At 52.4% G+C, this 23,604-nt stretch carries 20 protein-coding genes; 14 read left to right on the top strand and 6 right to left on the bottom strand.

Translation table 11 applies throughout. The features are described 5' to 3' along the window. The first annotated feature begins 35 nt into the window (after positions 1-35). The 7 genes from rsmI (at position 36) to ACMGDE_RS08220 (ending at position 7,616) form a co-directional block, all read left to right on the top strand. Entirely contained in the window at positions 36-701 is a 666-nt protein-coding gene (rsmI, locus tag ACMGDE_RS08250) for a 16S rRNA (cytidine(1402)-2'-O)-methyltransferase (protein ID WP_436832302.1), read from the top strand. Positions 702-729: 28 nt separating this feature from the next. Next, positions 730-1,281: a PH domain-containing protein gene (locus tag ACMGDE_RS08245; protein ID WP_436832301.1), complete on the top strand. Its 552-nt coding sequence runs from the start codon at positions 730-732 to the stop codon at positions 1,279-1,281. A gap of 2 nt (positions 1,282-1,283) precedes the next feature. Further along, complete coding sequence (gene lnt, locus ACMGDE_RS08240; protein ID WP_436832300.1) at positions 1,284-2,900, top strand: apolipoprotein N-acyltransferase; 1,617 nt, start codon at positions 1,284-1,286, stop codon at positions 2,898-2,900. Between the two features lie 47 nt (positions 2,901-2,947). After that, positions 2,948-3,538 (top strand): riboflavin synthase, encoded by a 591-nt coding sequence (locus tag ACMGDE_RS08235; protein WP_436832299.1) that lies wholly within the window; start codon positions 2,948-2,950, stop codon positions 3,536-3,538. Positions 3,539-3,541: 3 nt separating this feature from the next. Beyond that, positions 3,542-4,435 carry a site-specific tyrosine recombinase XerD gene (xerD, locus tag ACMGDE_RS08230; RefSeq protein WP_436832298.1) on the top strand — a complete coding sequence of 298 codons (894 nt, stop codon included), beginning with the start codon at positions 3,542-3,544 and terminating at the stop codon, positions 4,433-4,435. A 185-nt stretch (positions 4,436-4,620) separates the two neighbouring features. Further along, positions 4,621-6,945 (top strand): TonB-dependent receptor, encoded by a 2,325-nt coding sequence (locus tag ACMGDE_RS08225; protein ID WP_436832297.1) that lies wholly within the window; start codon positions 4,621-4,623, stop codon positions 6,943-6,945. Positions 6,946-6,998: 53 nt separating this feature from the next. Further along, the gene (locus ACMGDE_RS08220) at positions 6,999-7,616 is read left to right on the top strand and encodes a hypothetical protein (RefSeq protein WP_436832296.1); all 618 of its coding nucleotides are present in this window, start codon (positions 6,999-7,001) and stop codon (positions 7,614-7,616) included. Here the strand turns inward: ACMGDE_RS08220 and ACMGDE_RS08215 are convergent. From ACMGDE_RS08215 to ispE, 3 genes are read right to left on the bottom strand one after another with little or no spacing between them, the layout of a single operon-like run. Continuing rightward, positions 7,613-8,077: a peroxiredoxin gene (locus tag ACMGDE_RS08215; protein ID WP_436832295.1), complete on the bottom strand. Its 465-nt coding sequence runs from the start codon at positions 8,075-8,077 to the stop codon at positions 7,613-7,615. The two genes, ACMGDE_RS08220 and ACMGDE_RS08215, sit on opposite strands and share 4 nt — an antisense overlap. Then, positions 8,070-8,597, bottom strand: a complete 528-nt coding sequence (locus tag ACMGDE_RS08210) for a YdeI/OmpD-associated family protein (protein ID WP_436832294.1) — start codon at positions 8,595-8,597, stop codon at positions 8,070-8,072. The genes ACMGDE_RS08215 and ACMGDE_RS08210 overlap by 8 nt, the downstream gene beginning before the upstream one ends. Beyond that, positions 8,594-9,412: a 4-(cytidine 5'-diphospho)-2-C-methyl-D-erythritol kinase gene (gene ispE, locus ACMGDE_RS08205; protein WP_436832293.1), complete on the bottom strand. Its 819-nt coding sequence runs from the start codon at positions 9,410-9,412 to the stop codon at positions 8,594-8,596. Before ispE ends, ACMGDE_RS08210 begins: the two co-directional genes overlap by 4 nt. A gap of 108 nt (positions 9,413-9,520) precedes the next feature. On the opposite strand from ispE, the gene ACMGDE_RS08200 reads away from it, so the two are divergent. Further along, positions 9,521-10,000 (top strand): hypothetical protein, encoded by a 480-nt coding sequence (locus tag ACMGDE_RS08200; RefSeq protein WP_436832292.1) that lies wholly within the window; start codon positions 9,521-9,523, stop codon positions 9,998-10,000. Here the strand turns inward: ACMGDE_RS08200 and ACMGDE_RS08195 are convergent. From ACMGDE_RS08195 to ACMGDE_RS08185, 3 genes are read right to left on the bottom strand one after another with little or no spacing between them, the layout of a single operon-like run. Then, positions 9,997-11,061 carry an acyl-CoA dehydrogenase family protein gene (locus tag ACMGDE_RS08195; protein WP_436832291.1) on the bottom strand — a complete coding sequence of 355 codons (1,065 nt, stop codon included), beginning with the start codon at positions 11,059-11,061 and terminating at the stop codon, positions 9,997-9,999. The genes ACMGDE_RS08200 and ACMGDE_RS08195 overlap by 4 nt on opposite strands. Further along, a complete protein-coding gene (gene pnuC / locus ACMGDE_RS08190) occupies positions 11,025-11,591 on the bottom strand; it encodes a nicotinamide riboside transporter PnuC (protein ID WP_436832290.1) in 567 nt (188 codons plus the stop codon). Before pnuC ends, ACMGDE_RS08195 begins: the two co-directional genes overlap by 37 nt. Further along, positions 11,591-13,126, bottom strand: a complete 1,536-nt coding sequence (locus tag ACMGDE_RS08185) for a malate:quinone oxidoreductase (RefSeq protein ID WP_436832289.1) — start codon at positions 13,124-13,126, stop codon at positions 11,591-11,593. Before ACMGDE_RS08185 ends, pnuC begins: the two co-directional genes overlap by 1 nt. A 68-nt stretch (positions 13,127-13,194) precedes the next feature. Here ACMGDE_RS08185 and ACMGDE_RS08180 point away from each other — a divergent pair, with 68 nt between their 5' ends. The 6 genes from ACMGDE_RS08180 (at position 13,195) to ACMGDE_RS08155 (ending at position 23,593) form a co-directional block, all read left to right on the top strand. Further along, positions 13,195-13,353: a hypothetical protein gene (locus tag ACMGDE_RS08180; RefSeq protein WP_436832288.1), complete on the top strand. Its 159-nt coding sequence runs from the start codon at positions 13,195-13,197 to the stop codon at positions 13,351-13,353. A gap of 266 nt (positions 13,354-13,619) precedes the next feature. Beyond that, positions 13,620-16,583 (top strand): SusC/RagA family TonB-linked outer membrane protein, encoded by a 2,964-nt coding sequence (locus ACMGDE_RS08175; RefSeq protein WP_436832287.1) that lies wholly within the window; start codon positions 13,620-13,622, stop codon positions 16,581-16,583. A 61-nt stretch (positions 16,584-16,644) separates the two neighbouring features. Further along, positions 16,645-18,153 (top strand): RagB/SusD family nutrient uptake outer membrane protein, encoded by a 1,509-nt coding sequence (locus tag ACMGDE_RS08170; protein WP_436832286.1) that lies wholly within the window; start codon positions 16,645-16,647, stop codon positions 18,151-18,153. A gap of 13 nt (positions 18,154-18,166) precedes the next feature. Next, positions 18,167-19,276 (top strand): discoidin domain-containing protein, encoded by a 1,110-nt coding sequence (locus ACMGDE_RS08165; RefSeq protein WP_436832285.1) that lies wholly within the window; start codon positions 18,167-18,169, stop codon positions 19,274-19,276. 32 nt (positions 19,277-19,308) lie between these two features. Further along, the gene (locus tag ACMGDE_RS08160; RefSeq protein ID WP_436832284.1) at positions 19,309-20,436 is read left to right on the top strand and encodes a DUF5007 domain-containing protein; all 1,128 of its coding nucleotides are present in this window, start codon (positions 19,309-19,311) and stop codon (positions 20,434-20,436) included. A gap of 22 nt (positions 20,437-20,458) precedes the next feature. After that, positions 20,459-23,593 (top strand): SusC/RagA family TonB-linked outer membrane protein, encoded by a 3,135-nt coding sequence (locus tag ACMGDE_RS08155; protein ID WP_436832283.1) that lies wholly within the window; start codon positions 20,459-20,461, stop codon positions 23,591-23,593. Positions 23,594-23,604: the final 11 nt, after the last annotated feature.

Genomic DNA, 23,604 nt, shown 5'->3' with positions numbered 1-23,604 from the left:
GTTTCGCTTATTTTGTGCTGGCAAAGATAACAAAAATGCTCTATCTCGTACCCACTCCCATAGGCAACCTGGAAGATATGACGCTCCGGGCCATCCGCATCCTGAGCGAAGCGGATGTCATCCTCGCGGAGGACACCCGTACCAGTGCGCCCTTACTCAAGCACTTCGGTATTGATAAAAAGGCATATGCCCACCATCAGCACAATGAGCACAAGGCCATCAGTGAGATCATCCGCTTCCTCAAGGAGGGCAAAACCGTTGCACTGATCTCCGATGCGGGTACGCCTGCAATATCGGATCCGGGTTTTCTCTTGGTACGTGAAGCCATAAAGCATGGCATGGAGATCCAATGCCTCCCGGGTGCGACCGCCTTTGTGCCGGCGCTGGTGGCTTCCGGCTTGCCGTGCGACCGTTTTTGTTTCGAAGGGTTTTTGCCGGTAAAGAAGGGGCGGCAAACCCGACTGAAAGCGCTGACTGCCGAAAGCCGTACCATGATCTTTTATGAGTCGCCCCACCGGCTGCTCAAGACGCTGCAGGAGTTTGTCGATACCTTCGGAGAAGCGCGGCAGGCTTCCATATCGCGCGAAATCAGCAAGATCTACGAGGAGACCGTCCGCGGGACACTTGGTGAACTGATCGGTCATTTTGAGACGCATACGCTGAAAGGTGAATTTGTGGTTTGCGTACAGGGTTTAGGATAAACTTGCTATCTTAGCGTGAAAAAATTGCATGAACATCGATCGATATATCAACGACGGACAGGATCCGGGTGAGGTGGAGAAACTGTTGGTGAAGCTGCAGGACATGCTTGCCGATGGCGAACAGGTCAGCTACATCGCTGTGCAGAAAAAGCCTGCCGTAACGCTGTTCCCGGATAGCATCGCGTTGACGGATAAGCGCATCATCTTTTGCAGGTCTACCAAATTGGGTCTGGCCACCGACTTTGAGATTTTTCCGTTGACCGCTGTGGAGGACATTTCCTTCAAGGAGGGCCTCCTGGGCGCCAAAGTGGTCGTTGTACCCATCAGGGGTGAAGCGGTGGAATTGGCATACATACCTAAAAACCAGGCGCGCAGATACTATCAGTTGAGCAGCGAAGCCTTGGAAAAGCAGCGATCGGAAAATGAACCGCAGGTGGAAACCGCGTCAGGTGTGCTGGCGGTACCTGAAGCGGATGAGCTTGCCCTGAAACTCCAGAAGCTCAAATCCCTGTTTGAGCGGCAGTTGATCACCCAAGCGGAGTACGAAAACAAAAAGAACGAGCTCTTATCTCAACTTTGACCGTGAAGAACAACTACTTATTGGCGCTGTTGAGCGCTTTCCTCCTATGGTTGGCATGGCCTCCTATTCCCTACACCGCCCCCTTGCTTTGGGTGGCGTTTGTCCCCCTATTGCTGGCGCTGGAAGCGCTGATGCGCGGGGACTACCGGAAAAAGGGCACCAAGGTGTTTTTGCTGGGGGGCCTCACTGGGTTGGTGTGGAATACGGCCTCGATCTACTGGGTCTTCAATGCCATGAATGCCGTCATGCCGGTATATGCCGCCATGTTTGTCGCCTTAATCCCTTTTGGATTGGCGGCGGTGTTGATGGCATTCGCCTTTCGGCTGTATTATCAATTGCGCAAGCGCTACGCCATCGGATGGTCATTACTGGGCTTGGTGTGCTTTTGGATCGCCTATGAGTATTTGCATCAGACGTGGGACCTGGCTTTCCCGTGGATGACATTGGGCAACGGATTTGCCGATACGCATCAGTTGGTGCAATGGTATGAATACACCGGCGTCTACGGGGGCACGGTATGGATCTGGGCGGCTAATATATTGACATTCCTTGCCGTCCTGTCGGCCAAGGATGGTTTCCCGCTCAGGCATCGGTATCAGTTGTTGGCGGGTCTCGCAGCGCTGATTATCATACCCTCCACCTGGTCGCTGTACCACTATTTTGCTTATGAGGAACATGAAAATCCGTCCAACATCGTGGTGGTGCAGCCCAATATCGATCCTTATGGCAAGTTCGGCTCCATACCCCCGGAGGAACAGATCGAACACCTTATCCAGCTTTCGGAATCCGTGGCGCAGCCGAACACCGAATTTTTCGTCTGGCCGGAAACGGCGATCGCTGGGCAAGGCGGGTATGATGAAGACCGATTCTTTCAGCATCCGACGTTTTTCCGCATCCAGCGATTCCTGAACACCTATATGAATGGCAATGTCCTCACAGGTATCGAAGGATATCGGATATATAGCGGGCCGGAGACACCAACAGCACGTGCTTTTGATGATGTTTACTATGATGCCTTTAACGCTGCCGTTCTCATTGAAAATTCGGCGAAGCTGCAGTACTACCACAAATCCAAGCTGGTGCCCGGCGTGGAGCAAACGCCCTTCGGCGGTGCGCTGGCCTTCATGAAGCCGCTTTTTGCGGCGTTCGGCGGCACGACCGGCGGCTATGGCAAACAGGATAGCCCCTCGGTTTTTTATTCGCGGAGCGGCATCGGCGCCGCACCGGTGATCTGCTACGAGTCGATATGGGGCGATTACGTCGCGCAATACATCAAACAGGGCGCTCAATTCATTGCCGTAGTCACTAACGACGGCTGGTGGGGCGACACTTCTGGCAAGAATCAGCACCTTGCCTATGCAAAACTGCGCGCCATCGAAACACGACGTTGGGTAGCCCGTTCCGCCAATACGGGCATCTCGGCATTCATCAACCAACGTGGCGACGTGACGCAGCGGACCGAATGGTGGGTGCCCGCTGCCCTTAAACAAGACATCAACCTCAATGAGGAAATTACGTTTTATGTGCAGACGGGTGACTACCTCGCTTTTGCAGGGTGTTTTGGTGCACTTGTTTTCGGCGTGTTACTGCTAGGTACACTCCGAAAACAAAAGCAATAGGGGCTTTTTCGTACCTTTGTATTTCAAATGGCTAACGCGTATTTCATATGTTCACCGGCATTATCGAAACCATAGGTATTGTGTCCGATCTCAGGCAAGAGGCGGGCAATCTTCACATTACCGTTTCCTCATCCCTGTCCGATGAGTTGAAAATCGACCAAAGTGTATCGCATAATGGGGTGTGCCTCACGGTGGTAGGCCTATCGCCCGGGGTGCATACTGTCACAGCCATTGCGGAGACACTCCAGAAAAGCAATCTTGGGCAGTTGCAGGTAGGCAGTATGGTCAATCTCGAGCGCTGCACCAAAGTAGGTGACCGGCTGGATGGGCACATGGTGCAGGGCCACGTAGACCAGACTGCGCAGTGCATCGCGGTGGATGATCAGCAGGGCAGTTGGCTGTATACCTTCCAATACGATGACTCATCCGGCAATATCACCGTGGAAAAAGGCTCCATCGCGGTCAACGGCATCAGCCTTACGGTAGTGGATTCCCGCCGCGATCGGTTTTCTGTCGCCATCATTCCCTATACGTATGAATATACGAATTTCAATCAGGTAAAACCGGGAGACACGGCCAATCTTGAGTTTGATATCATCGGCAAATACGTAGCCCGGATGATGGCACTTAGGCGGTGACCAATGGATTGGAAAACGAGCATCAGCGATTTTAAGCATTACCTTCAACTCGAGCGGGCCATGTCGATCAATACGGTTGAGGCCTATCTGGATGACCTGAGCAAGCTCCGGCAGTTTGCCGAGCCGCAGGGCCTCCTGCCGGAGACGGTCACCCCAAAAGATCTACAGGATTTCCTGGCTTGGATTAACGGCTTCGGATTGTCCGCTTACAGTCAGGCTCGTATCCTATCGGGCATCAAGGCCTTTTACCTCTTCATGTGCCTTGAGCATGGGCTGATCGAAAACCCCACGGCCTTGATCCAGGCCCCGCGACTGGGACGCAAGATCCCCGATGTGCTCAATGTCATGGAGATCGATCGCCTGATCGCGGCCATCGATCTTTCTACCCCAGAAGGCATGCGCAACAAAACCATGCTGGAAGTGCTCTACGGCTGCGGCCTCCGGGTAAGCGAGCTGGTGGGGCTCCGGATATCCAACTTGTTCCTCGATGTCGAATTTATCAAGGTGATGGGCAAAGGAAGCAAAGAGCGGCTCATACCCATCGGCAGCCAAGCGGCTAAATACCTCCGCATATACCTTACGGAAGTACGTGTACATCAGAAAATCAAAGCAGAAAATACCGATTTCGTATTCCTCAACCGTAGGGGCGCGCCATTGACCCGCGTCATGGTGTTCCTCATCATCAAGGAACTGGCCAAAACCAGCGGATTGAAAAAGAAAATCAGTCCACATACCTTCCGCCACTCCTTCGCCAGCCACCTGGTAGAAGGTGGCGCCGATCTCCGCGCCGTGCAGGAAATGCTGGGCCATGAAAGCATAACAACCACCGAGATCTATACCCATGTGGACCGCGATTACCTGCGCAGTGTGATTACCCAATACCACCCCCGCTCATAACCCACCACGATCCCCCTCAACCCTACCGATTCAAGCCGATGCGGACGAAACCTAGGAGACGGCAGCGGAGCATGCCGGATCCAGTTGAGGAGCATGGCTTGGATCACTAATGAAATTTTGTTGCATTTAATTTGTTTATTAAAGCAACATTGTTGTATTTTTGAGCCGTTGACAATGTAGCACAGATGCGGATACTGAATATATTAGCTTTCCTCTTATTTTTCTCCTGCTTTTCGTGGGCTTATGCCCAAACCTCAACTTGCACACATACCATCAAAGGCAGGGTGGTCGATAGCGACACCCAGCTTCCCCTAGCGGGCGTTACCATCAATGCCCATCCGGGTGCGCATCAGTTCATTTCCGACGGTCACGGTTATTTCCGTCTTTCCCAGCTTTGCAGCGGTACTCGATATACGATAACCGCCAGCAGCATCGGTTTTGACAGCTTAACTGTGCAGCTCACCCCCAATCAAGATGAAACGCTCACCCTCGCGCTTCGTCATGGGCATATTGTTTTGCATGACGTGGATGTCGTCGGACACCAGCAGGCGGTCGTTACGGCGAACCCTGTTAGGACCATCTCGCGCGAGCTGGTGGCAGAGGCCCGGGGACGGACCCTAGCCGACCTCTTCACCGCCTTACCCGGCGTGGGCATGTTGCAGACCGGTACTACCATTGCCAAGCCGGTCATCAATGGCATGCACAGCAATCGCATCCTCATCCTCAATAACGGCATCCGGCAAGAGGGACAACAGTGGGGCAGCGAACACGCGCCTGAAATTGATCCCTTTATCGCCAAGGATTTTAAACTGATCAAGGGCGCCGAAGGTGTGCGCTACGGCGCCGATGCCATGGGTGGGGTCATCATTACGTCGCCTGCTCCCCTACCTATTGATCCGCACCTATCCGGCGAGCTGAATACCATCTACCAGACCAACGGTCGAGGTGGGGTACTATCGGGCATGCTGCAATCGGGCGTCAAAGGCGTTAAGGGGTTGGCCTGGCGGCTGCAGGGCACGGCGAAACGCAGTGGCAATGTGCGTACGGGCGACTACTATATGGGCAATACCGGAGTCGCCGAGTACAACGTGTCGGGCGCGTTGCGTTATGGCCGTACCAACTCCGCATTTGAGGCTTACTATAGCCGTTTCCACACCTCGCTCGGTATTTTTACCAGTGCCCATGTGGGCACCATAGCAGATATACAGGCGCGCATCGCAGCGGGCATGCCCCTTGAAACCTATCCATTCACGTATGAGATCACCGTGCCGCGCCAGCGGGTCACGCATGACCTGGGTAAGCTGAAATGGCATAAGGACCATGCCGACGGGGGGAGCCTGGATATACAATACGGTCTTCAACGCAACCACCGCCAAGAGTATGACATCCGCCGGGCCGGCCGCGATGCACTACCCATGCTCGACATGGTGCTGACCACACAGACCGTCGATGCGACCTACCAAACGCCCCTATATGGCAAATGGAAGACACAGGCGGGCACCAACCTCACGCTGCAGGTCAACAATAACGTTCCGGGTACGCTGAATACACCGCTCATCCCCAATTATGACAGTTTCACCGCCGGGGCCTTCGCCATTCAGCGGCTCATTGAAGACACCCATGAATGGGAATTGGGTATACGCTACGATTTTAAGACGTTCGACGCTGCGGGATTCGACCGGGATCAGCAGCTATATGGAGGTCAGCGCCATTTCCACAACATCAGCGGATCGATCGGCGGTGTCTGGCACGCCGATCCGCACTGGCAGCTGCGGAGCAACATTGGCCTGGCGTGGCGTGCGCCCAGTGCCAGCGAGCTCTATAGCAATGGCCTTCATCATGGTGCCGCCCGCTACGAAATCGGATACGATCAATTGGCGAGCGAACGGGGCTACAAATGGGTGGTCAGTCCCGCTTATCAAAACGGACCGCTTTCGGTGGATCTGGATCTATATGCGCAGTACATTCAGGATTACATTTATGCGCAGCCTGCTCCGGGCGAATTCTTACAGACCATCCGCGGCACATTCCCGGTATTCCGGTATCGGCAGACCGACGCCACCTTCCTGGGTGCCGATCTTTCCTTGCAGCGGCAGTTGCCTTATGGATTGCACTATCAGCTCGGCGCTTCGATCATCCGTGCGCGCGACATCACCAATGAGGTGTTCCTGCCCTACATTCCGGCAGATCGGTTTAATCACCGGCTGCGATGGCAGCTGCCGTTGACCAGCAGGATCGCCGATGGCACATACGTCACCATCGAGCACCGCTGGGTACTCGAGCAGAAACGGTATGAGCCGGGCGCGGACTACGCACCGCCTCCACCTGCTTATCATGTGTTCGCACTGCATGCGGGCAGCCAACTGGCCGTGGGCAACCATCAATTGGATGTAGGCGTTTCGATCAACAACCTATTCAACCGGCTGTATAAGGAATACATGAACACGTTCCGCTACTACGGACATAACTTAGGCAGGGAGGTCGGTATCCGCCTATCCTATTCATTTTAATCCAGATGATACCATTAACAAAAAACTGTTTCACTAGTTAAATCAAAATTCGTATGAACAAGCAAATCAAAAAATTCTCCGTCGCACTCCTGTCTCTTGGATTCTTGGTTGTGGCATCTTCCTGCAGCAAAGACGACCCCGAGCCGGAGATCCCCCAAGAAGAAATTGGCAGCGCTAAACTGACATTTACCGAAGTCGAATGGCATGGTGATCACGCCGACGATCTCGAAAACCCCGAAATCGTAGAAGTCGAATTTGACGGACAAGGATTGCCTCCGCTAGGTACACACCTGCATTTGGACGCTGGAAAAACATATCGCCTATCGCTTACGGCCTACGATTTCGCCGGCAGGGAAGCCCAGCAGGAGTTTGTGAATGATGCAGCTGTCCACCAAGTATTCTTGCTGGGTGCGCCTCAGGGGATGTTGGATTATGACTATGCCGACCCGAATGACGCCCGGGTGGGGGTAACCGGCTATTTACACGTATTGGCGGCCGGTGACGGGTTTGTATTCAACTACATCCTGCGTCACTTAAACGAGGGCGTGAAGGCCGGAATCACTGCAGATGATTGGAACAATCCCGACTATACACAGTTTGGCGGTGAGAATGACCTCGACCTGAAAGTCGAAATACATGTCGTAGAAGAAGGTCACGATGACGATCATTAATTGACACCCCTCTTTTCCAAAAATGCCAATACCTGGTCATTATGTGCCGTGGCATTCATCATTGCCCGGTACTTGAAGGCCAAGCGTCCATCAAGCCCGAAGACGAAGGTCTCCCGGCCGGTGAGGAAAAGTACATTTTTGACACCGAAGGCTTTCAGTACCTGATTGCCCGGATCGCTGAGCAGCGTGAAGGGCAGCCGGTATTTTTCGGCAAATGCCCTGTGGCTTTCCACGCTGCCCGAATTGATGCCGATGACCATCGCTCCGGCATCGGCATACGCAGCAAAACTATCCCGGATGGCACAGGCTTGCTTGGTACAGCCCGGACTTTCATCTTTGGGGTAAAAGTAGATGACTAATTTTTTCTGGCCGATCTGGTCGTTGATATCGACGTCCTGTCCATGCTGGTCTTTCAAGACAAAGTGGGGTATCTGATCCCCGATTTTCAACAACTCACGCATCTTGCCTCCTGGCCTTATCCAACCTGATCATCGCTCCGAAGTCCAGTCCTAAAGCCATCGCCTCTACCGTCATGGCGATGCGTTTGGCACGCGTAGGCACTGTCTTGGCTCCGTTGATGTGATTGATGAAATAGTTGCGGTGAGATTTTGGCAGGGCCATGAACCGTTCCATCAAATCAGCTTCATCATCCCGCAGGCAGATCTCCAGGTCTTCCGGCAGCTCAATCGTAAAATCCCGGTCTTCCTCCAACCGGAGCGACAACCTATCTCCTACTCCCTTTTTCAGTATTTTCCGCATGCTTCCGTTGATGGCCAAAATGTAATCGCCATCCCCCTTGGGCATCAACGCCATTCCCGAAAACGGATGTCCGTCGATTTCACCACGCACCCGATAAACCTGCCTATAGTTCGGCTTTAGGCGGTCGGCAACGGTCCGGGGTATATCGATATAAGCCCATCCCATCATGGCGGTGCCCTGTGTCTCCGACCGTAGTATTTCCGCTTGGAAATCGACCATCATTTCATTCCCGTTTGATCAATATAAAATACCTGGTATGCAGCATCCAATCCCGATAGCTGCACCGGTTCTTCAAACAACCCATATACCGCCGATCCGCTGCCGCTCATTGCCGCATATACCGCCCCCATTTCATACAGATGCGCTTTAAGTGCCGCGATTTGCGGATGCGTGGCGAAAATGCCCGCTTCAAAATCATTGACGATAGCCCCGCGCCACTCGGTCACGGGCAGGGTAATGGCCGACGCCAGCTGCCTACCGGCAGGATCGGGCCGCACCGAGCGGTACGCTTCACCCGTGGAAATGTGCACATTAGGTTTCACCAGCACCAGGTGATACCCAGATAGGTCGACCTGTACCTTGTGAAACACCTCTCCGATACCGGTGGCCAGCACCGGCGTATTGCGGATAAAAAAGGCACAGTCGGCACCCAATTGGCCGGCATAGGCCATTAACTGTGTATCGTCAAGGCCGAGACCGAACATGGTGTTGAGTAATTTCAGCAGAAAGGCAGCGTCTGCCGAGCCGCCTCCGAGTCCGGCGCCTATGGGGATGGTTTTATGCAGATAAATCGCTACCGGCGGCAATTCATATGCATCCCAAAGCAACCGGTAAGCCCGCAGGCAAAGATTATCCTGACCATCATCCGGAATGGACAATCCCGAAGGAATAAACCGGGTTTCAGCGGCCTCCACCACTTCTACTACATCATAAATCTTCAACGGATAAAACACCGTTTCGAGGTCGTGGTAGCCATCATCCCGGCGGCCGAGCACCTGCAGTCCGATATTGATTTTGGCATTAGCAAACGTAATCATGTATACAAATATAATGTTTCGCTATCCAAATGCCGCAATTACCCCCCGTTGATGGATAATAAACAATTCGGCCGGCAAATTGTTACCTGTCTGAATAATTCCCTTTACATGAACATACGCGTATATATGAGCTTCGCTTTTCTCACCTGCTTATTTGCCTGCCAACCCAGTAGCCGAAGCGGGGAAGGAACCAGCGACACCCTGCACCAGGCGGACCAATTGCCTTTAGAAGACCACGAGCAAAAACACTGTTTCCTGCGAACGGAAGGAACACAGCAGCAGGATTCATCTTATATCCAGTTGGTCATGCGGAACAAGACGGTCAGTGGGGTTTACAACGTCATCCCGCAGGAGAAAGATGCCAGGCGGGGCACCCTATTAGGCAAATCGGACGATGGGGTATTCGACCTGGTGTGGACCTTCACCCAGGAGGGCACGCAGGATACCTTGCGGGTGGTATTTGCGCTGCGCGATGGTAAACTCCTGCAAAAACCGCTGACCGTCGATGCGCTTACCGGCCGACAGGTCACCCGCGATACGAGTCGTTTTTCAGTCGTATATGAGCCAATCGATTGTGTGGCAGACTAACGCAGGAGGCTGTGCTGGCTCGCGGTAAAGAGGTCGCGCCATACCCGGTTGATTTCCGTTGAAGCATCCGCCGCTGCCAGCCCCACGTGCGGGTATAGCGCCATTACTTGTGCACGGCATACGTCGACCAAGGCACGGCTGCCGTCGCTTACCGCACGCAACATCGCAGGCGATAGGCCTCCAGTGCCCTGCAATTCGTCCCACGATGCATCCAGCGTTTCGTAAAACGGTGTCCGTACTTTCACGAGTTCCGCCGCTGCCGTTTCCGCCCGTTCACGCATGCCGCTCGCCCCACCTGCCGCAGCGCATGCCACAAAATGCCGCGCCATGCCCAAGGTATTCACCGCCAGGGTCGTCTCGGCAAATGGCAAAAATGGATACTGGTATATCGGAAGGTCCAGCGTAGCATATTCAGGCGCAATCCGGAATGCGTGGGCCTCGTCTACCCAGACCTGCTCAACCTCAAACGAGTGGCTGGCCGTGGCTTTTAATCCAAACGCGCCCCAATCGTCGACCACGCGGACATCCTGCTTCGCGAAGAAAAACGACTTGATCAGCGGATTGCCGTCTTCGTCGGTCAACACCTCACCATGCTGCTCCACGACGCAATTGGCCGTAAAATGCGTAAGATGCGGCGCGCCGGTGGCATAACGCCACGTTCCCGATATCCGATATCCCCCGTTTTCCCGCACGGCCCTGCCCGATGCCTGTCCGCTCCCGCCCCAGCACACATCCGGCGCGGTGAACAGCACAGGTGCTACCGAACGGTCGACATACCCCACAAACAGGTTGGCCCCGGCACAGAGGGTAACCGTCCATCCCAAGCTGCCATCGATCCGGGCCAGTTCCTCTTCCAGTCGTACCCCCTCGGGCACCGTCAGCTCCAGGCCGCCATAACGCTTGGGCACAAACAGCTTAAACCAACGTTGATCATAAATGATCGCCAACTGCTCAGGCGTGAGGCGCCCAGCCGCTTCCGCAGCGGCTGATCGCGTTTGCAGCTGTTCCCTCACCTGGGGCGCGATCATAAATGCGCCTGCCGATTGATGATCTTTCTCCATTCAAAATACCCGAAAACCGCGACGATAAACAAAAACAAGGTCAATGCCGCATAAAGATGGAGTCCCTTATACGCCAACAAAGGAATCGCAAACGCATTACTGATATTAAGCAAGATCCAATTCTCGATCTTACGTTTGGCGAGCAGCCACATGCCGGCCCACGCTGTCGCGCTCACCCATGCGTCCCAAGCGGGCACGGTGGAGTCCGTAAAATGAACCAGACAGTAGTATAACCCCGGGAAACCAAGGGCGACAATCAATATGGTGATGCCCCATTCCCGGTTCGTGGCGTAGGTCGCCTGTACCGGTGCATCGTCCTTCCGCCTTACCCAATACGCCCAGCCGTAGATACTCATGATGAGGTAGTACAGGTTCAGCAATATTTCGGCATAAAGTCCGGCCGCGTACAGCACGTAGACCGTGATCACGATACTAGCAATTCCGAAAGGGTAGAGTAATACATTATTGGCTTTGGCCAGCAGCACCTGCACCACCCCACACGCCACACCGATCCACTGCAATACCCCCATCAAACCGACTCGAGTGTTCTATCCAATTTCAATAGTTCCGCAGAGCGTTCACGGGTTTCCCTGCATAGCTGCACATCCGTCGCGATGGATCGTCCAAAAGAAGGGATCATTTCCCGCAGCTTGCTCAGGTATTGCGCGGTCTTGGCCCGCTCGGGGAAACACCGGGCAAGCAGGTCGATCATGATGGATACCGATGTGGATGCGCCCGGCGATGCGCCCAAGAGCGCAGCGATGGAGCCATCGGCACTGCTCACGACCTCCGTACCAAACTCCAATATCCCCCCCTGCTTTTCATCTTTTTTGATGACCTGCACCCGTTGGCCCGCAACTTCCAATTCCCAATCCTCCTTCCGGGCCGTGGGCACATATTCTTTCAACGCCTCCAGCCGGTCTTCAGGGCTTTGCCGCACCTGGTTGATCAAATACTTCGTCAGCGGGATATTATCCATACCGGCGGCCAGCATCGGCCCTATATTATCCAGCTTAATGGACGCCGGCAGATCGAGCCAAGAGCCGTTTTTCAGGAATTTGGTGGAAAATCCCGCATACGGACCGAATAATAGTGCCGTTTTTCCGTCGATGACCCGCGTATCCAGGTGGGGCACCGACATCGGGGGCGACCCCACGGCCGCCTTGCCATAGACCTTGGCGTGGTGCTTGGCGATGACTTCCGGATTGGTGCATTTCAGCCATTGTCCGCTTACCGGAAATCCGCCGAAACCTTTGGCTTCCGGAATACCCGACTTTTCAAGGAGCAATAATGAGCCCCCACCGGCACCGATAAACACAAACTTCGCAGACACCTTCCGTTTCCTATCCGTCGTGAGGTTTTTCACCGAAACCTCCCACCGGCCATCGTTGGTCCGTTCAATATCGCGCACTTCATGTGCCAGCCGCAGTTTAACACCATCTTTCTGGGTAAGGTGCAGAAATAATGCACGGGTCAACGCCCCGAAGTTGACATCTGTGCCGATGTCGATCTTGGTGGCAGCCAGCACTTCGCTGGCATCACGGCCGTCCATGACCAACGGGATCCATTGTCTCAGCAACGCATGATCTTCGGTATACTCCATGCCGTGAAAGAGGTGATGCTCCTTCATGGTCTGATAGCGTTCCCGCAAGAACGAAACATTATCTTGACCAAATACGAAACTCATGTGAGGCACACGCCGGATAAAGCTTTCCGGGCGGTCGACCAATCCCGTAGCCACTAAATACGACCAAAACTCTTTGGAAATCTCAAACGCCTCGGCAATTTTGATCGCTTTGCTGATATCCACCGACCCGTCGGGGCGCTGCGGCGTATAGTTCAGTTCACAAAGCGCAGAATGGCCCGTACCCGCATTGTTCCATGCGTCCGAGCTCTCCGCTGCGGCTTCATCCAGCCGTTCAAAAATTTCGATGCTTGCACGGGGATGCAGCTCATTGATCAGTGTACCCAGGGTGGCACTCATGATCCCCGCGCCGATAAGAATCACATCCACCTCTTCGGCGGTCTTTTTCGTTCTTTTAGCCATGTCTCTAAGTTGCCGCAAAATTAATGACAGAAATCAGATTATTTCCAAAATTTCATTATTAATTACAGAATTTTAACAAAATAAAAATGGCTGGTATGTTCTTCAAACGCTATTCTTCAACAATTTTTAAAAAAAAACAAAAAAAACTTGCTAAAACGATTTTTGTTTGTAATTTAGTCGCAACAAACCAAATAAACATTTTTACCATTGCGCAAGCAATTGGCTATTGCCGAAAAGACGAGTGAACACCTGTTAAAACTTAACCACTAATTATGAACATGTTATTTACGTTTGAAAACCGATTGCGACAGATAACCTAAACAACGTTATCACGCCTCCCATTTCTTTAGTATCGTCAGTTGTTATTGACCGCTGTGGCTTGCCGTTAGCTAGCTTTTAGGTCTACCGCCGATTGGCCTGTTGTCTACGAGTTATCCCGCAGGCCCATCCATGTTACGCAACTTAACTGTAGGAACAATCAATTCCTATAAAATTAATAGATATACGTATTATGAAAGTACAGATATGTTGTATTTTTTGGTTACTTGGCACGTCCTCATTTGGCTACAGCTATCAGGTCGCTGATACATTAAAAGTGGCACCCCAGCGTGACAGCCTAAACAACGACTCGGCAGCGGTCAGATTTTTCCCTTTGGAGCGGAATGATACGGTTTTCACCGACTTAAGCAACCGGTCCATGAATGTTGGACCGGATGACATTGCCCGCTTTCCCGCGGTATCGCTCCACCAATACCTGAAGGATCAGGCTGCAGGTCTGTATATCCAAGAAAATTCCGGTGAACCAGGGAGTGTGCAATCGATGTACGTGCGGGGGATTCCCATGCCCATCCTATCCAATAAAGAAACCTACCAATCGCAGCCCTTGGTCGTATTGGATGGGATTCCCCTTATCGGAGAGCACCCATTCGCTTACGATATCCAGCAGTACCAGTTCAATCGAATTGGGCCAGCCACAAACCTGTTGAGCAATATTGATATGAATAATATCGAATCGGTCACCGTGCTGAAAGATTTAGCCAGCACGGCGATCTATGGCCCCATCGGTGCTAATGGGGTCATTGCCATCACCACCAAACAGCCCACCGCTACCCGCAAGATCAGTTTCAATTCGTATGTAGGGCTGGCGCAACGGCCGATGGTCACTACCATCAATGGTGCTTACGAAAATGCATTCCGCCGACAATTTTATGATCAATACACCGCCACGGGCAGGTATTCGGCCGATGACAGTTACCCGCTTTACTTGAGCGACTCCTTAAATACCGCTTACTATGGTCCTGCTAACTGGACGGACAGTTATTATCAGACCGGATTGCTTTACTCGGCCACCGCTGACATCTCGGGAGGTAGTGACCGGGCTAACTTTCGTTTTGCCGTAGGACATCTGCAAAATCAGGGGGTAGCGGATGAAACGGGGCTGAAACGCTACAATGCGTTATTCAATATAAACATGAAACCCCTTAAGTGGCTGTTATTTTCGGCCATGATCAACGGTAATCGGGTGCAGCGCGATCGCAACCGGTCGTTGCGCGATCGGTTTGCGACGATGTCGTATATTCCCGACCTGTCTTCTCCGCTGTCACCCAATAATGATAGCTACAGCCAATACGTCGCCCAGTTTGAAAACAGTTTTGATCATAATGCCACCAACATTGTCGAGGGTCATGCCAAGCTGGTATTCGACTTCAATCGTTTCACGGTATCCTCCCGCTTGGCGGTCGATTACAACGAGGGGTCCCGCGACCTTTTTTACCCGCGTACCCTGCTGGAAGAAAACAGCTTTGCCTCCAACTATTATGGTTATAACCAACGATTGGTGTTTGATAACCACCTCACGTATGACGTAAACGTGGGTGACCGGCATGCGCTTTATTTTGAAGCGGGTAATGTGCTGCAGTGGGATGCGTTTAAGTACAACTATGCTTACGCTTACAAGGGCATCAACGATTTCATCAAGATCAATTTGCTGGAGTCAGATCCCAATAATGGCAACTACCTGAATCCACTCGCCTTCCCGCGCGAACTGGTCTTCAAGTTCCTCGACTACACCAAGCAAAACCTGGTGTCCTTTTATGGCCGGGCCTCGTACAATTTTGACGACAGGTATACGGCTTCATTGCTCCTGCGGTCAGACGGTTCGTCCAACGCGCAACCGACAAATCGTTGGCTGATTACCCCCGTATTGTCCTTCGGGTGGAATATCAAAAATGATCTGCTTACGGACGAATCGGCATTCTCCACCCTCAATTTCCGGGCGAGTGCGGGCCGATTGGGCCGCTTGAATGCCTTCGATAATTTCTCTCAGGGCCCCTCCTATTCGACCTACGTGGGGTATACCGGCAATGTCATCACGCCGGGCTATAACGGCTTCGGCGTACTTACCCGCCCATACGAGTTCGGCTGGTCCGGATACGGCATACCATGGGCATACACCGACCAATTGAATATTGGGCTGGACATGGGCTTAGCCAATGAACGAATACGCATCAATTTGGATTGGTATACGAAGTATGACCGGAACCAATTGCTGGGCATCCCCTCCTACGCCGAATTTGGCTACCGCCAGTCCTATGAAGCGGGGATGGACGTCAACAATACGGGCGCGGAGCTATTGTTAAGTGTCGATGCTGTTCGTGGCACCGAGGGCAAATTCGCCTGGACACCTTCGTTAAACATCGGTTATAACCAGAATAAACTGACGGCCCTGCCCGGAGGCCTCGATGAGATCATTATCGACAATCGGCTTTTCCGTGTAGGTGAGCGCATCGATCAATTTTGGTTGCTGCAAAACGAAGGCATTTATTTGTCCGATGCGGAAATCCAGGTGGTTGACGGACAGCGGTTGAGTTACAACGGCATCCCTTTGCAGGCCGGCGACCCGCGGTGGGCAGACATCAATGGCGATAACCTGATCAGCGACGACGACAGAACCCTCATGGGCAATATTTTTCCGAAGGTGTCGGGCGGCTTCATGAATCAGTTCAGCTACGCCAACTGGACACTGGACGCCAATTTCTATTTCAACGTGGGTCGGAATGTACTGAATGCCGACATGGCCAACCGCTTTGACTTCATCAACCGCGAGGGCACTGTAGACATGAACTCGGTCAAGGAGATTACGTTCTGGGAAAAACGCGGCGATTACAGCCAGTACCCGCTGTACAACCCCTGGAGCAATGTCATCCCTTACCGGGCGGAGCAGGATCTGTTTCTTGAAAACGGTTCGTTTCTCAAGCTGCGCACGCTTTCGCTGGGTTACGACCTGAGCGATCTGCTGCGCAAGCGATCGTCTACTATCGAACGAATGTATATCTACTGCACGGGGCATAACCTTTTCACCGTGTCGTCATATACAGGGCGCGATCCTGAGTTGGTCGATTTCCAGGGGCGCGATACGGGGTATGGCATGCCCCTACCCCGCACGTACACATTGGGTATTCGGATGAATTTGTAAACACACTTCAAGCACGAGCGATTAAATCATGAATAAACAAGCAAATAGATTTTTTTGTACGATGCAGCTACCTGTTTGTAGCCTGCTCGTCGCCTTCCTGTTGCTGATGGGTGGTTGCCAAAAAATGTTGGATGTCGATTCTTCCCGCGTGGTTGGTGAAGAGAACATGTGGAATTCGCTGGAAGATACCCGGGCGGCCATCATGGGTACATACGGCTTAGTGCGCGCCGCCCTGGCCGATCATAACGCCCATTGGCTATATGGCGATGTCCGCGCCGGCGAGTTTGCCAGCCCTACCCGGCAGGATCTGCGTGCCATCATCGGCAACGACCTCACGGCCTCCTACCCAGCCATTGAAGCGCTATCGAATTGGCGGCGTTGGTATGCCGTGATCAATTCGGCCAATATCTTTCTGGAGCGCGTGCATGAAGTCAGGGAAAAAGACCTGCGCTATACCGAAAACAACATGACCGTCGATATTGCCCAGATTCGGTTCCTGCGCGCATTCGCCTATTTCTATATGGTGCGCATCTGGGGGGATGTACCATTGATCATCTCCTCGTACGATGGCAGCTTTGAAAATAGGCCCCGTGAAAACCAGGACAAGGTATTGGCCTGGGCCGAGCAGGAGATGCTGACCGCCGCAGCCGATCTCCCCTATCGTTACAGTGCTGGCGATGAGCAGCAGCAGGGAGATTACTACAATGAGACCAGCGGCCGCTGGGATGGGGCATTGGCCCGGAAACTGACCGCCTATGCCGTACTGGCCCACCTCGCGGCCTGGCAAGGCAACTACCCCGATGCGGCCAATTACAGCAAATTCGTATTGGATAACTATCAACGCGCGACCAACGATTACATCACCACGGCGCACCTCACCGATGCCAACGGCTTTTTCTTCAATAAGAAGACGAATCAGTTATTTGGCTTTGCCTTTGACTGGGGGCATGTGGATGCTTCATTTACGGGCCATATTGAGGAACTTACCCTGGCTGAGCCTGTGGTCAATAAGCGTATTCCCGATATATACCTACCGAAAGATTCCATCATCAACATCTTTAATGAAGGCGGCGATGAGCGCTTTAGTTTAGACACCCTCGGTACGCCGGTGTCCGACCGCTATTTCTCCAACTACAATGGCCGGTATCCGATTTTCAGCAAGATCAAGTGCATCATGGGCGGAGTGACCGATCCCTCCTTCCGGATTTTCACCAGCGCCATTGTATTTACGCGGTTGGAAGACATCACCCTGCTCCGTGCGGAAGCCCTGGCCGTGTTGGGCGAACGCAACGGAGCAATCGAAAACCTCAATGCCATTCGTACGCGCCGCGGGCTGGATGCTTACAATGAGGAGATCAATGGCGATCTGCTCAACACGATTTTCCGTGAGCGCCAGCGGGAGCTCATGGGCGAAGGCCACCGCTGGTATGATCTCGTGCGGTACAACCGCATCCGGCCCAGTCACCCGATCATCAGTCAGCTGATCACCGATGGCGGCATCTATTGGCCTGTTTCGCAAGCATTGTTGAATCAAAACGGTGAGCTAACGCAAAATCAATATTGGCAATAACGATTCGAATACCATGAAGAAACTGATAAACTATTGTTACTTGTTACTCTTCGGGCTGTTGATCGGCGCATGCTCCAAAGACGGAGGGTATTACCAGCCGGAGGTGATCAATAAGCGTTTCGACGGAGATACCTACGCATACCTCAAAAGCAAGACCGGTGTATACGACTCGCTGATTCAGGTCATCGACCGGCTGGGTTTGGAGGCCACCTTACGCGATAGCGATATCACGCTGTTTGCGCTCACCAACGAAAGCTTTCAGCTGGCCATCGCTAATCTCAACAATGTTCGGTTTTTAGCGGATAGGCCTTCGGAGTACCTGTCGACCATCGATTACGAACACCTGGATACCATGCTCACGCAGTACATCATCCGGGGCAAATATCCTACGGACTCCATGCTGCTGCAAGACGGCATCAGCTTGACAGCCGTCCGATATAATTATCCTATGCACGCCAAGCTCGCCCGCACCACCTCCTCCGGTCTTCGTGACGGGGGACCCACGACCATCGATTACAGCGATACGAAGCAAAGTCAGTTCAGGCGCAATTGGATCACGACCACTACGGGCTCCATCAATATCGAAACCGACAATGCCTTCGTTCATGTCATCAACAGCGACCACGTATTTGGTTTCGGTGATTTCATCAGTAGGCTTACCTACATACCGCCGCCACCCAACCTGTTTATGACCGTTGGCGGCCAATGGTCTACCTCCCGCGAAAACCCGGGCGGACCCAACGCGATCGAGGCCGCGCAGTTTGCCTTTGATGGCAACCGGGAAACCAAGTTTTACCTGGACAATTTCAGTAATGCTTGGCTGCAATTCGAATTTGTGGAGCCCGCTGTGGCCGGGGCTTATACCATCACCTCTGCCAATGACCTGCCCGAGCGGGATCCGATCGATTGGAATGTGCAGGGATCGCACGATGGGGAAAACTGGGTCACGCTGGATTCCCGGTCTGGAGAGATCTTCGAAGAACGCTTCCAGCTCAAGGTATACCGCATCAATAACGAAGTGGCCTATAAATATTATCGGCTAAATGTGCTAAGGAACCGTAGTGGGAGCACTTTCCAGATCGCCGACTGGACGATGAATGCACCTGACAATACGCAAGAATAAGTCAACGGAAAAAGTAACAGACAGGAACGTATATGAGACGACATCACATCAAAATCACCCCGTATATCCGACGCACCGGCGCCTCCCGCGTGACCATTGCACTAGTATGCTGCGCAATGTTTGCCGGAAGCTGCAAAAAGGTGTTGGACTTGCCGGAGGAAAAAGAATACCTCAGCGAAAATATCAACTATGGTTCACAGGTATTTGAGCCAATCATCGGTCGGACCAATCTCATGGGCACCTTCAACTCCGATAATTCGTCGCTTCCGCTGAAATTCGAAATTGTGAATGCACGGTATGGTGATGGCCGCCCGGTGACGGATTTATTCCAGATGCGCCCTACTTACGTGTGGATTGATGCATACGATGGAGATGAACAATCGTTGGAGGAAATCGAGGCCAAACGGCAGATCGAGGAGCGCCCGTTGTTTGAGATACGCGAATCCGGACAACTTATACTGTGGGCCTCTTCTACCAACGAGCTCATCGAACCTCGCCCCACGGACAGCAGTACGCTGGTACAGGATGTCCGCTTCTTCGATATCAAAGTGTCCAATACCGGAGGCGAAATGTACCTTCGTGACTTTCAGCTGATTCCTTGGCGTGAGCAACCCTACTTTCCGTTCACGGATACCAATCCTTATACCGGCGGACCGGCACCCGATCCGGCTGATCCACGTAATCCAGATAAGCAGAATTATATCCGTCCGCGACTCAATAACGTCGTTGGCGCCAATTCCAACCGGAACCTCGAGAGCAATGACAACATCAAGGATGTGGTGGTCTACATTCGTCCATTTGAAGGCGGCAATGGCCACAACCTCCGCCTTAAGTTCATGGCGCCAGACAGCACCTTTATGAATCCGGATGTATTCAATGAGACCCAATGGAGCGAATTGGTTCATGGGTTTAACATTGTCAAGACCGAAGAATATGTGCAGTACGATGTCGCCTACCCCATTCCATTGGTCAATATCGTCACGCGATACACCAATAGCAACGGCGGAAGTGCCAGCGTGGATATCGAATATTCTAGGCGGGGATTTAGCGGGATACTGACTTACGCTTCTTTTGGTTTAGATTTCAACATCTATCGGCCCGGCGACTGGGAGATTGTGTTCCATTTTAGAAATCAGCTACCTAAGTTTGAAGATGAATAACAGGATAATCAATACCTTCACGATGAAGACAATACGATTGATAGGCATGTTGATTGGCTTGCTGGCCTTCGGACAGGCACATGCACAGACCAATGTCACCGTTTCGGGCAACGTGATTGACGAAAACCGACAACCCCTCGGCGGTGTTACCGTCTTCGTCGGTCGACCGATGCGTGCCTTGGGCACCACCGACGAAAATGGCAATTTCCGATTCTCGGTACCGGCCAATTCTACGTTGGTCTTCCGGATCATCGGCTATCAGGAGCAGTCGCAAAGCGTCGGTACGGGACGAGAGAGCCTGCGTATCCAAATGGCGCCGGATGCCAGCGCCCTTGAAGAGGTGGTTATCCGCGGCTATCAGGCCCGGTCAAAAGAGCTGAGCACGGGCTCTTCGTTCAGCCTGAGCGGGGATAAAGTGCAAGACGTGCCCGTGGCCAATGTGGAGCAATTGCTTCAGGGCCGTGTCCCGGGCATGAATGTGCAAATGAGCACCGGTGCGCCCGGTTTCCGAGGCTCTACCCAGATCCGTGGCCTTTCCACCGTTGCCGTAAGCGGTTCGGGCAATCAGTCTTTTTTACAGCCCACATCTCCACTTTTCGTCATCGATGGGATTCCGATGGATGCCGACCGGGCTACGGAATTCGGCTTCCAGCAGCAGGGACCGGGTATCAGTCCCCTATCCCTCATCCCGCAAGAAGACATCGCCAGCATCGAGATTCTCAAGGACGCACAAGCCACCTCCCTCTATGGGTCCATGGCCGCTTATGGGGTCATCATCATCACCACCAAACGGGGCAATTCACCAATACCCCGCGTACGGTATACGCATAATTCCTATATCAAGACGCCGCCCAAGCTACGCGAGACGTTGGGCGGTAATCTGGAGCGGCAGCTCAAACTGCAGCAGATTTATGAGAATGCGGCCAGCTATGAGGATTTATATGATATTTCCGAGACATGGTTCCTGTCGGATAGCCTCAATGCGTATTGGAATAACTCAACAAACTGGCAGGATTATTATTACCGTACCATTTACAACCAGACGCACAACTTGGCTATCGATGGTGGCGACCAATTGTTTAACTATAAGGCCAATTTGGGATACCTCACCGACCAGGGCATTATCCGCAATACCGGGTTCAACCGTTACAGCACCAATCTACGCATGGAGTACCAGCCGGCCGACCGCCGCTTCCAGGTCATCGGGGCTGTGACCGGTCAATTGGGTCAACAGAGTGTCGGTAATGGCATCGGCATGTTACAGACCGGTGTGGCCAGCAACGCATTGTCTTCCAGCTTGCTGCCGCCCCCATCATTTTATCAAGCCAGTGGTAGCCATGCTTCCGTATTGGGTACTGATAATGACAACGCTACCCGGCTTATCCGATCTAACCTAGAGGCCAGCTATATGTTTATCGAGGGCCTACGCGCGAGTACAAGTCTCAGTTATGAATTCGAATCCAAAACGGAAGACACCTTTACCCCTGCAATCGCTAACAATCAGTTTGCGCGGGTCTACTCGTACAACGGGCGCACCACCCAGTTGTATAATCGGAACAGTTTGAATTATTCTACGACATTCAATGAAAACCACAACCTGTTCATCAATTTTTTCAATGAACTCCGAATTGCTGGACGCCAAAGTTCCATCTCCCGCCAGGAACGGAGTCCAAACGACCAATTGCAGGGGCCCATCGGGTTTGACGGCTATTTTTCCCGCGGAGGTGGTTTGCTGAATGACTATGCCGATGAACGGGCTGCCTCCTTCGCGTTAGCCACATCCTACGATTTCAAGAAGAAGTATGTGGTGGATCTCTCCTATCGGATTGATGGTTCGTCCGTCAATGGTTTTGAAAACCTGTTTGCACACAACCCCGCCATTGGGCTTCGATGGAATTTTAACAAAGAAAGCTTTCTAGAGGATTTGGACTGGTTGGATAATGGGGCCATCCGGCTGAGTTGGGGGGTCAATATCATTCCCACAGCTACCTTGGAAACCATTTATGGTCGGTACAACATCACCGGTAATTATAATGGACAGCAAGGCATTGGATTGGATTTCGGACGCATTCCCAACCCCCTGCTCAAACCTACCACCACCACACAATATAATTTCGGGTTTGACTTTGCATTATTTAACAACCGTGTCGAATTGATTTATGATACCTATTACAAGAAAGTCATCAACCAGGAGTTCATTGCGCAGCTTCCAAATACCACCGGATTCACTGAGCTTGCCAGCAATGGGGCCGGCATAGCCAATTATGGGCATGAGCTGTTCCTGATGATTCGCCCCCTTTCACTTAGCAGCGATTTTAATTTGTCATTTTCGGTCAATGGCGCCTTCAACCGGGATGTCCTATTGAGTCTCCCCGACAACTATTATGGTCAGTTCATCCGATGGGATACGAGCCCACTGCGCCAACACATCGCCTATCGGGTAGGTGGCGCCACACTAGCCAACTACCTGCGTATCAATGACGGCGTATATGCGACCGATCAGGATGTTCCGGTTGATCCAGCGACGGGATTGCGTTATCAAACTAATGGGGAGTTTTTCCAAGGAGGGGATCCCATCTTGCGCGATTTGAATGGCGACTATATCTTAGATGACAGTGATTATGGGCGCACGGGTAATTCCCAGCCCCTATTTACCGGCGGGCTTTCGGTAACATTAAGCTACAAGGATATCTCATTTTCGTTGAACGGCTCCGTTACGGCGAAGCGTACTGTTCTTAACAATGCCTTGGCGGAACGCTTGGGAATCATGGGTTATCCCTTCGGCAATCAGACTGTCGTCCCGCTGAATGATATCGATATGTGGCGCAGTCCTGGCGATATCTCCACTTATCCTTATGCTTATGATTATCGACGATATGGTTCCATTCAGCCTTTCCGATATGACCAAACCTTATGGGCGGAGGATGGCAGTTATTTCAAGATCAACAGCATTATCCTTTCCTATATGTTGGATCGTGACATGGTTCGTAGCTGGGGATTAGACAACTTGAGGATATACCTATCCAGCGAAAATCTAAATACGTTTTCGCGTTATTCCGGTCCCAACCCGGAGAATGTCACTAATATGGGTCGTGATATTTCGTCCGGTTATCCGACACCGCGTACCTACAATATCGGCATTAATATCGGACTTTAAGTGTGTTATGG

This window comes from Parapedobacter brassicae (assembly GCF_051400755.1).
Taxonomy (GTDB): Bacteria; Bacteroidota; Bacteroidia; order Sphingobacteriales; family Sphingobacteriaceae; genus Parapedobacter.
Note: the sequence above shows the minus strand (reverse complement) of the source record. Positions and strands in the feature narration are given on the sequence as shown.

Bases quoted from the DNA above. Each gene is read 5' to 3' on its own strand.
- rsmI (WP_436832302.1), top strand. From the start codon at position 36: ATGCTCTATCTCGTACCCACTCCCATAGGCAACCTGGAAGATATGACG.
- ACMGDE_RS08245 (WP_436832301.1), top strand. From the start codon at position 730: ATGAACATCGATCGATATATCAACGACGGACAGGATCCGGGTGAGGTG.
- ACMGDE_RS08235 (WP_436832299.1), top strand. From the start codon at position 2,948: ATGTTCACCGGCATTATCGAAACCATAGGTATTGTGTCCGATCTCAGG.
- xerD (WP_436832298.1), top strand. From the start codon at position 3,542: ATGGATTGGAAAACGAGCATCAGCGATTTTAAGCATTACCTTCAACTC.
- ACMGDE_RS08225 (WP_436832297.1), top strand. From the start codon at position 4,621: ATGCGGATACTGAATATATTAGCTTTCCTCTTATTTTTCTCCTGCTTT.
- ACMGDE_RS08220 (WP_436832296.1), top strand. From the start codon at position 6,999: ATGAACAAGCAAATCAAAAAATTCTCCGTCGCACTCCTGTCTCTTGGA.
- ACMGDE_RS08215 (WP_436832295.1), bottom strand. From the start codon at position 8,077: ATGCGTGAGTTGTTGAAAATCGGGGATCAGATACCCCACTTTGTCTTG.
- ACMGDE_RS08210 (WP_436832294.1), bottom strand. From the start codon at position 8,597: ATGATGGTCGATTTCCAAGCGGAAATACTACGGTCGGAGACACAGGGC.
- ispE (WP_436832293.1), bottom strand. From the start codon at position 9,412: ATGATTACGTTTGCTAATGCCAAAATCAATATCGGACTGCAGGTGCTC.
- ACMGDE_RS08200 (WP_436832292.1), top strand. From the start codon at position 9,521: ATGAACATACGCGTATATATGAGCTTCGCTTTTCTCACCTGCTTATTT.
- ACMGDE_RS08195 (WP_436832291.1), bottom strand. From the start codon at position 11,061: ATGGAGAAAGATCATCAATCGGCAGGCGCATTTATGATCGCGCCCCAG.
- pnuC (WP_436832290.1), bottom strand. From the start codon at position 11,591: ATGGGGGTATTGCAGTGGATCGGTGTGGCGTGTGGGGTGGTGCAGGTG.
- ACMGDE_RS08180 (WP_436832288.1), top strand. From the start codon at position 13,195: ATGGCTGGTATGTTCTTCAAACGCTATTCTTCAACAATTTTTAAAAAA.
- ACMGDE_RS08175 (WP_436832287.1), top strand. From the start codon at position 13,620: ATGAAAGTACAGATATGTTGTATTTTTTGGTTACTTGGCACGTCCTCA.
- ACMGDE_RS08170 (WP_436832286.1), top strand. From the start codon at position 16,645: ATGCAGCTACCTGTTTGTAGCCTGCTCGTCGCCTTCCTGTTGCTGATG.
- ACMGDE_RS08165 (WP_436832285.1), top strand. From the start codon at position 18,167: ATGAAGAAACTGATAAACTATTGTTACTTGTTACTCTTCGGGCTGTTG.
- ACMGDE_RS08160 (WP_436832284.1), top strand. From the start codon at position 19,309: ATGAGACGACATCACATCAAAATCACCCCGTATATCCGACGCACCGGC.
- ACMGDE_RS08155 (WP_436832283.1), top strand. From the start codon at position 20,459: ATGAAGACAATACGATTGATAGGCATGTTGATTGGCTTGCTGGCCTTC.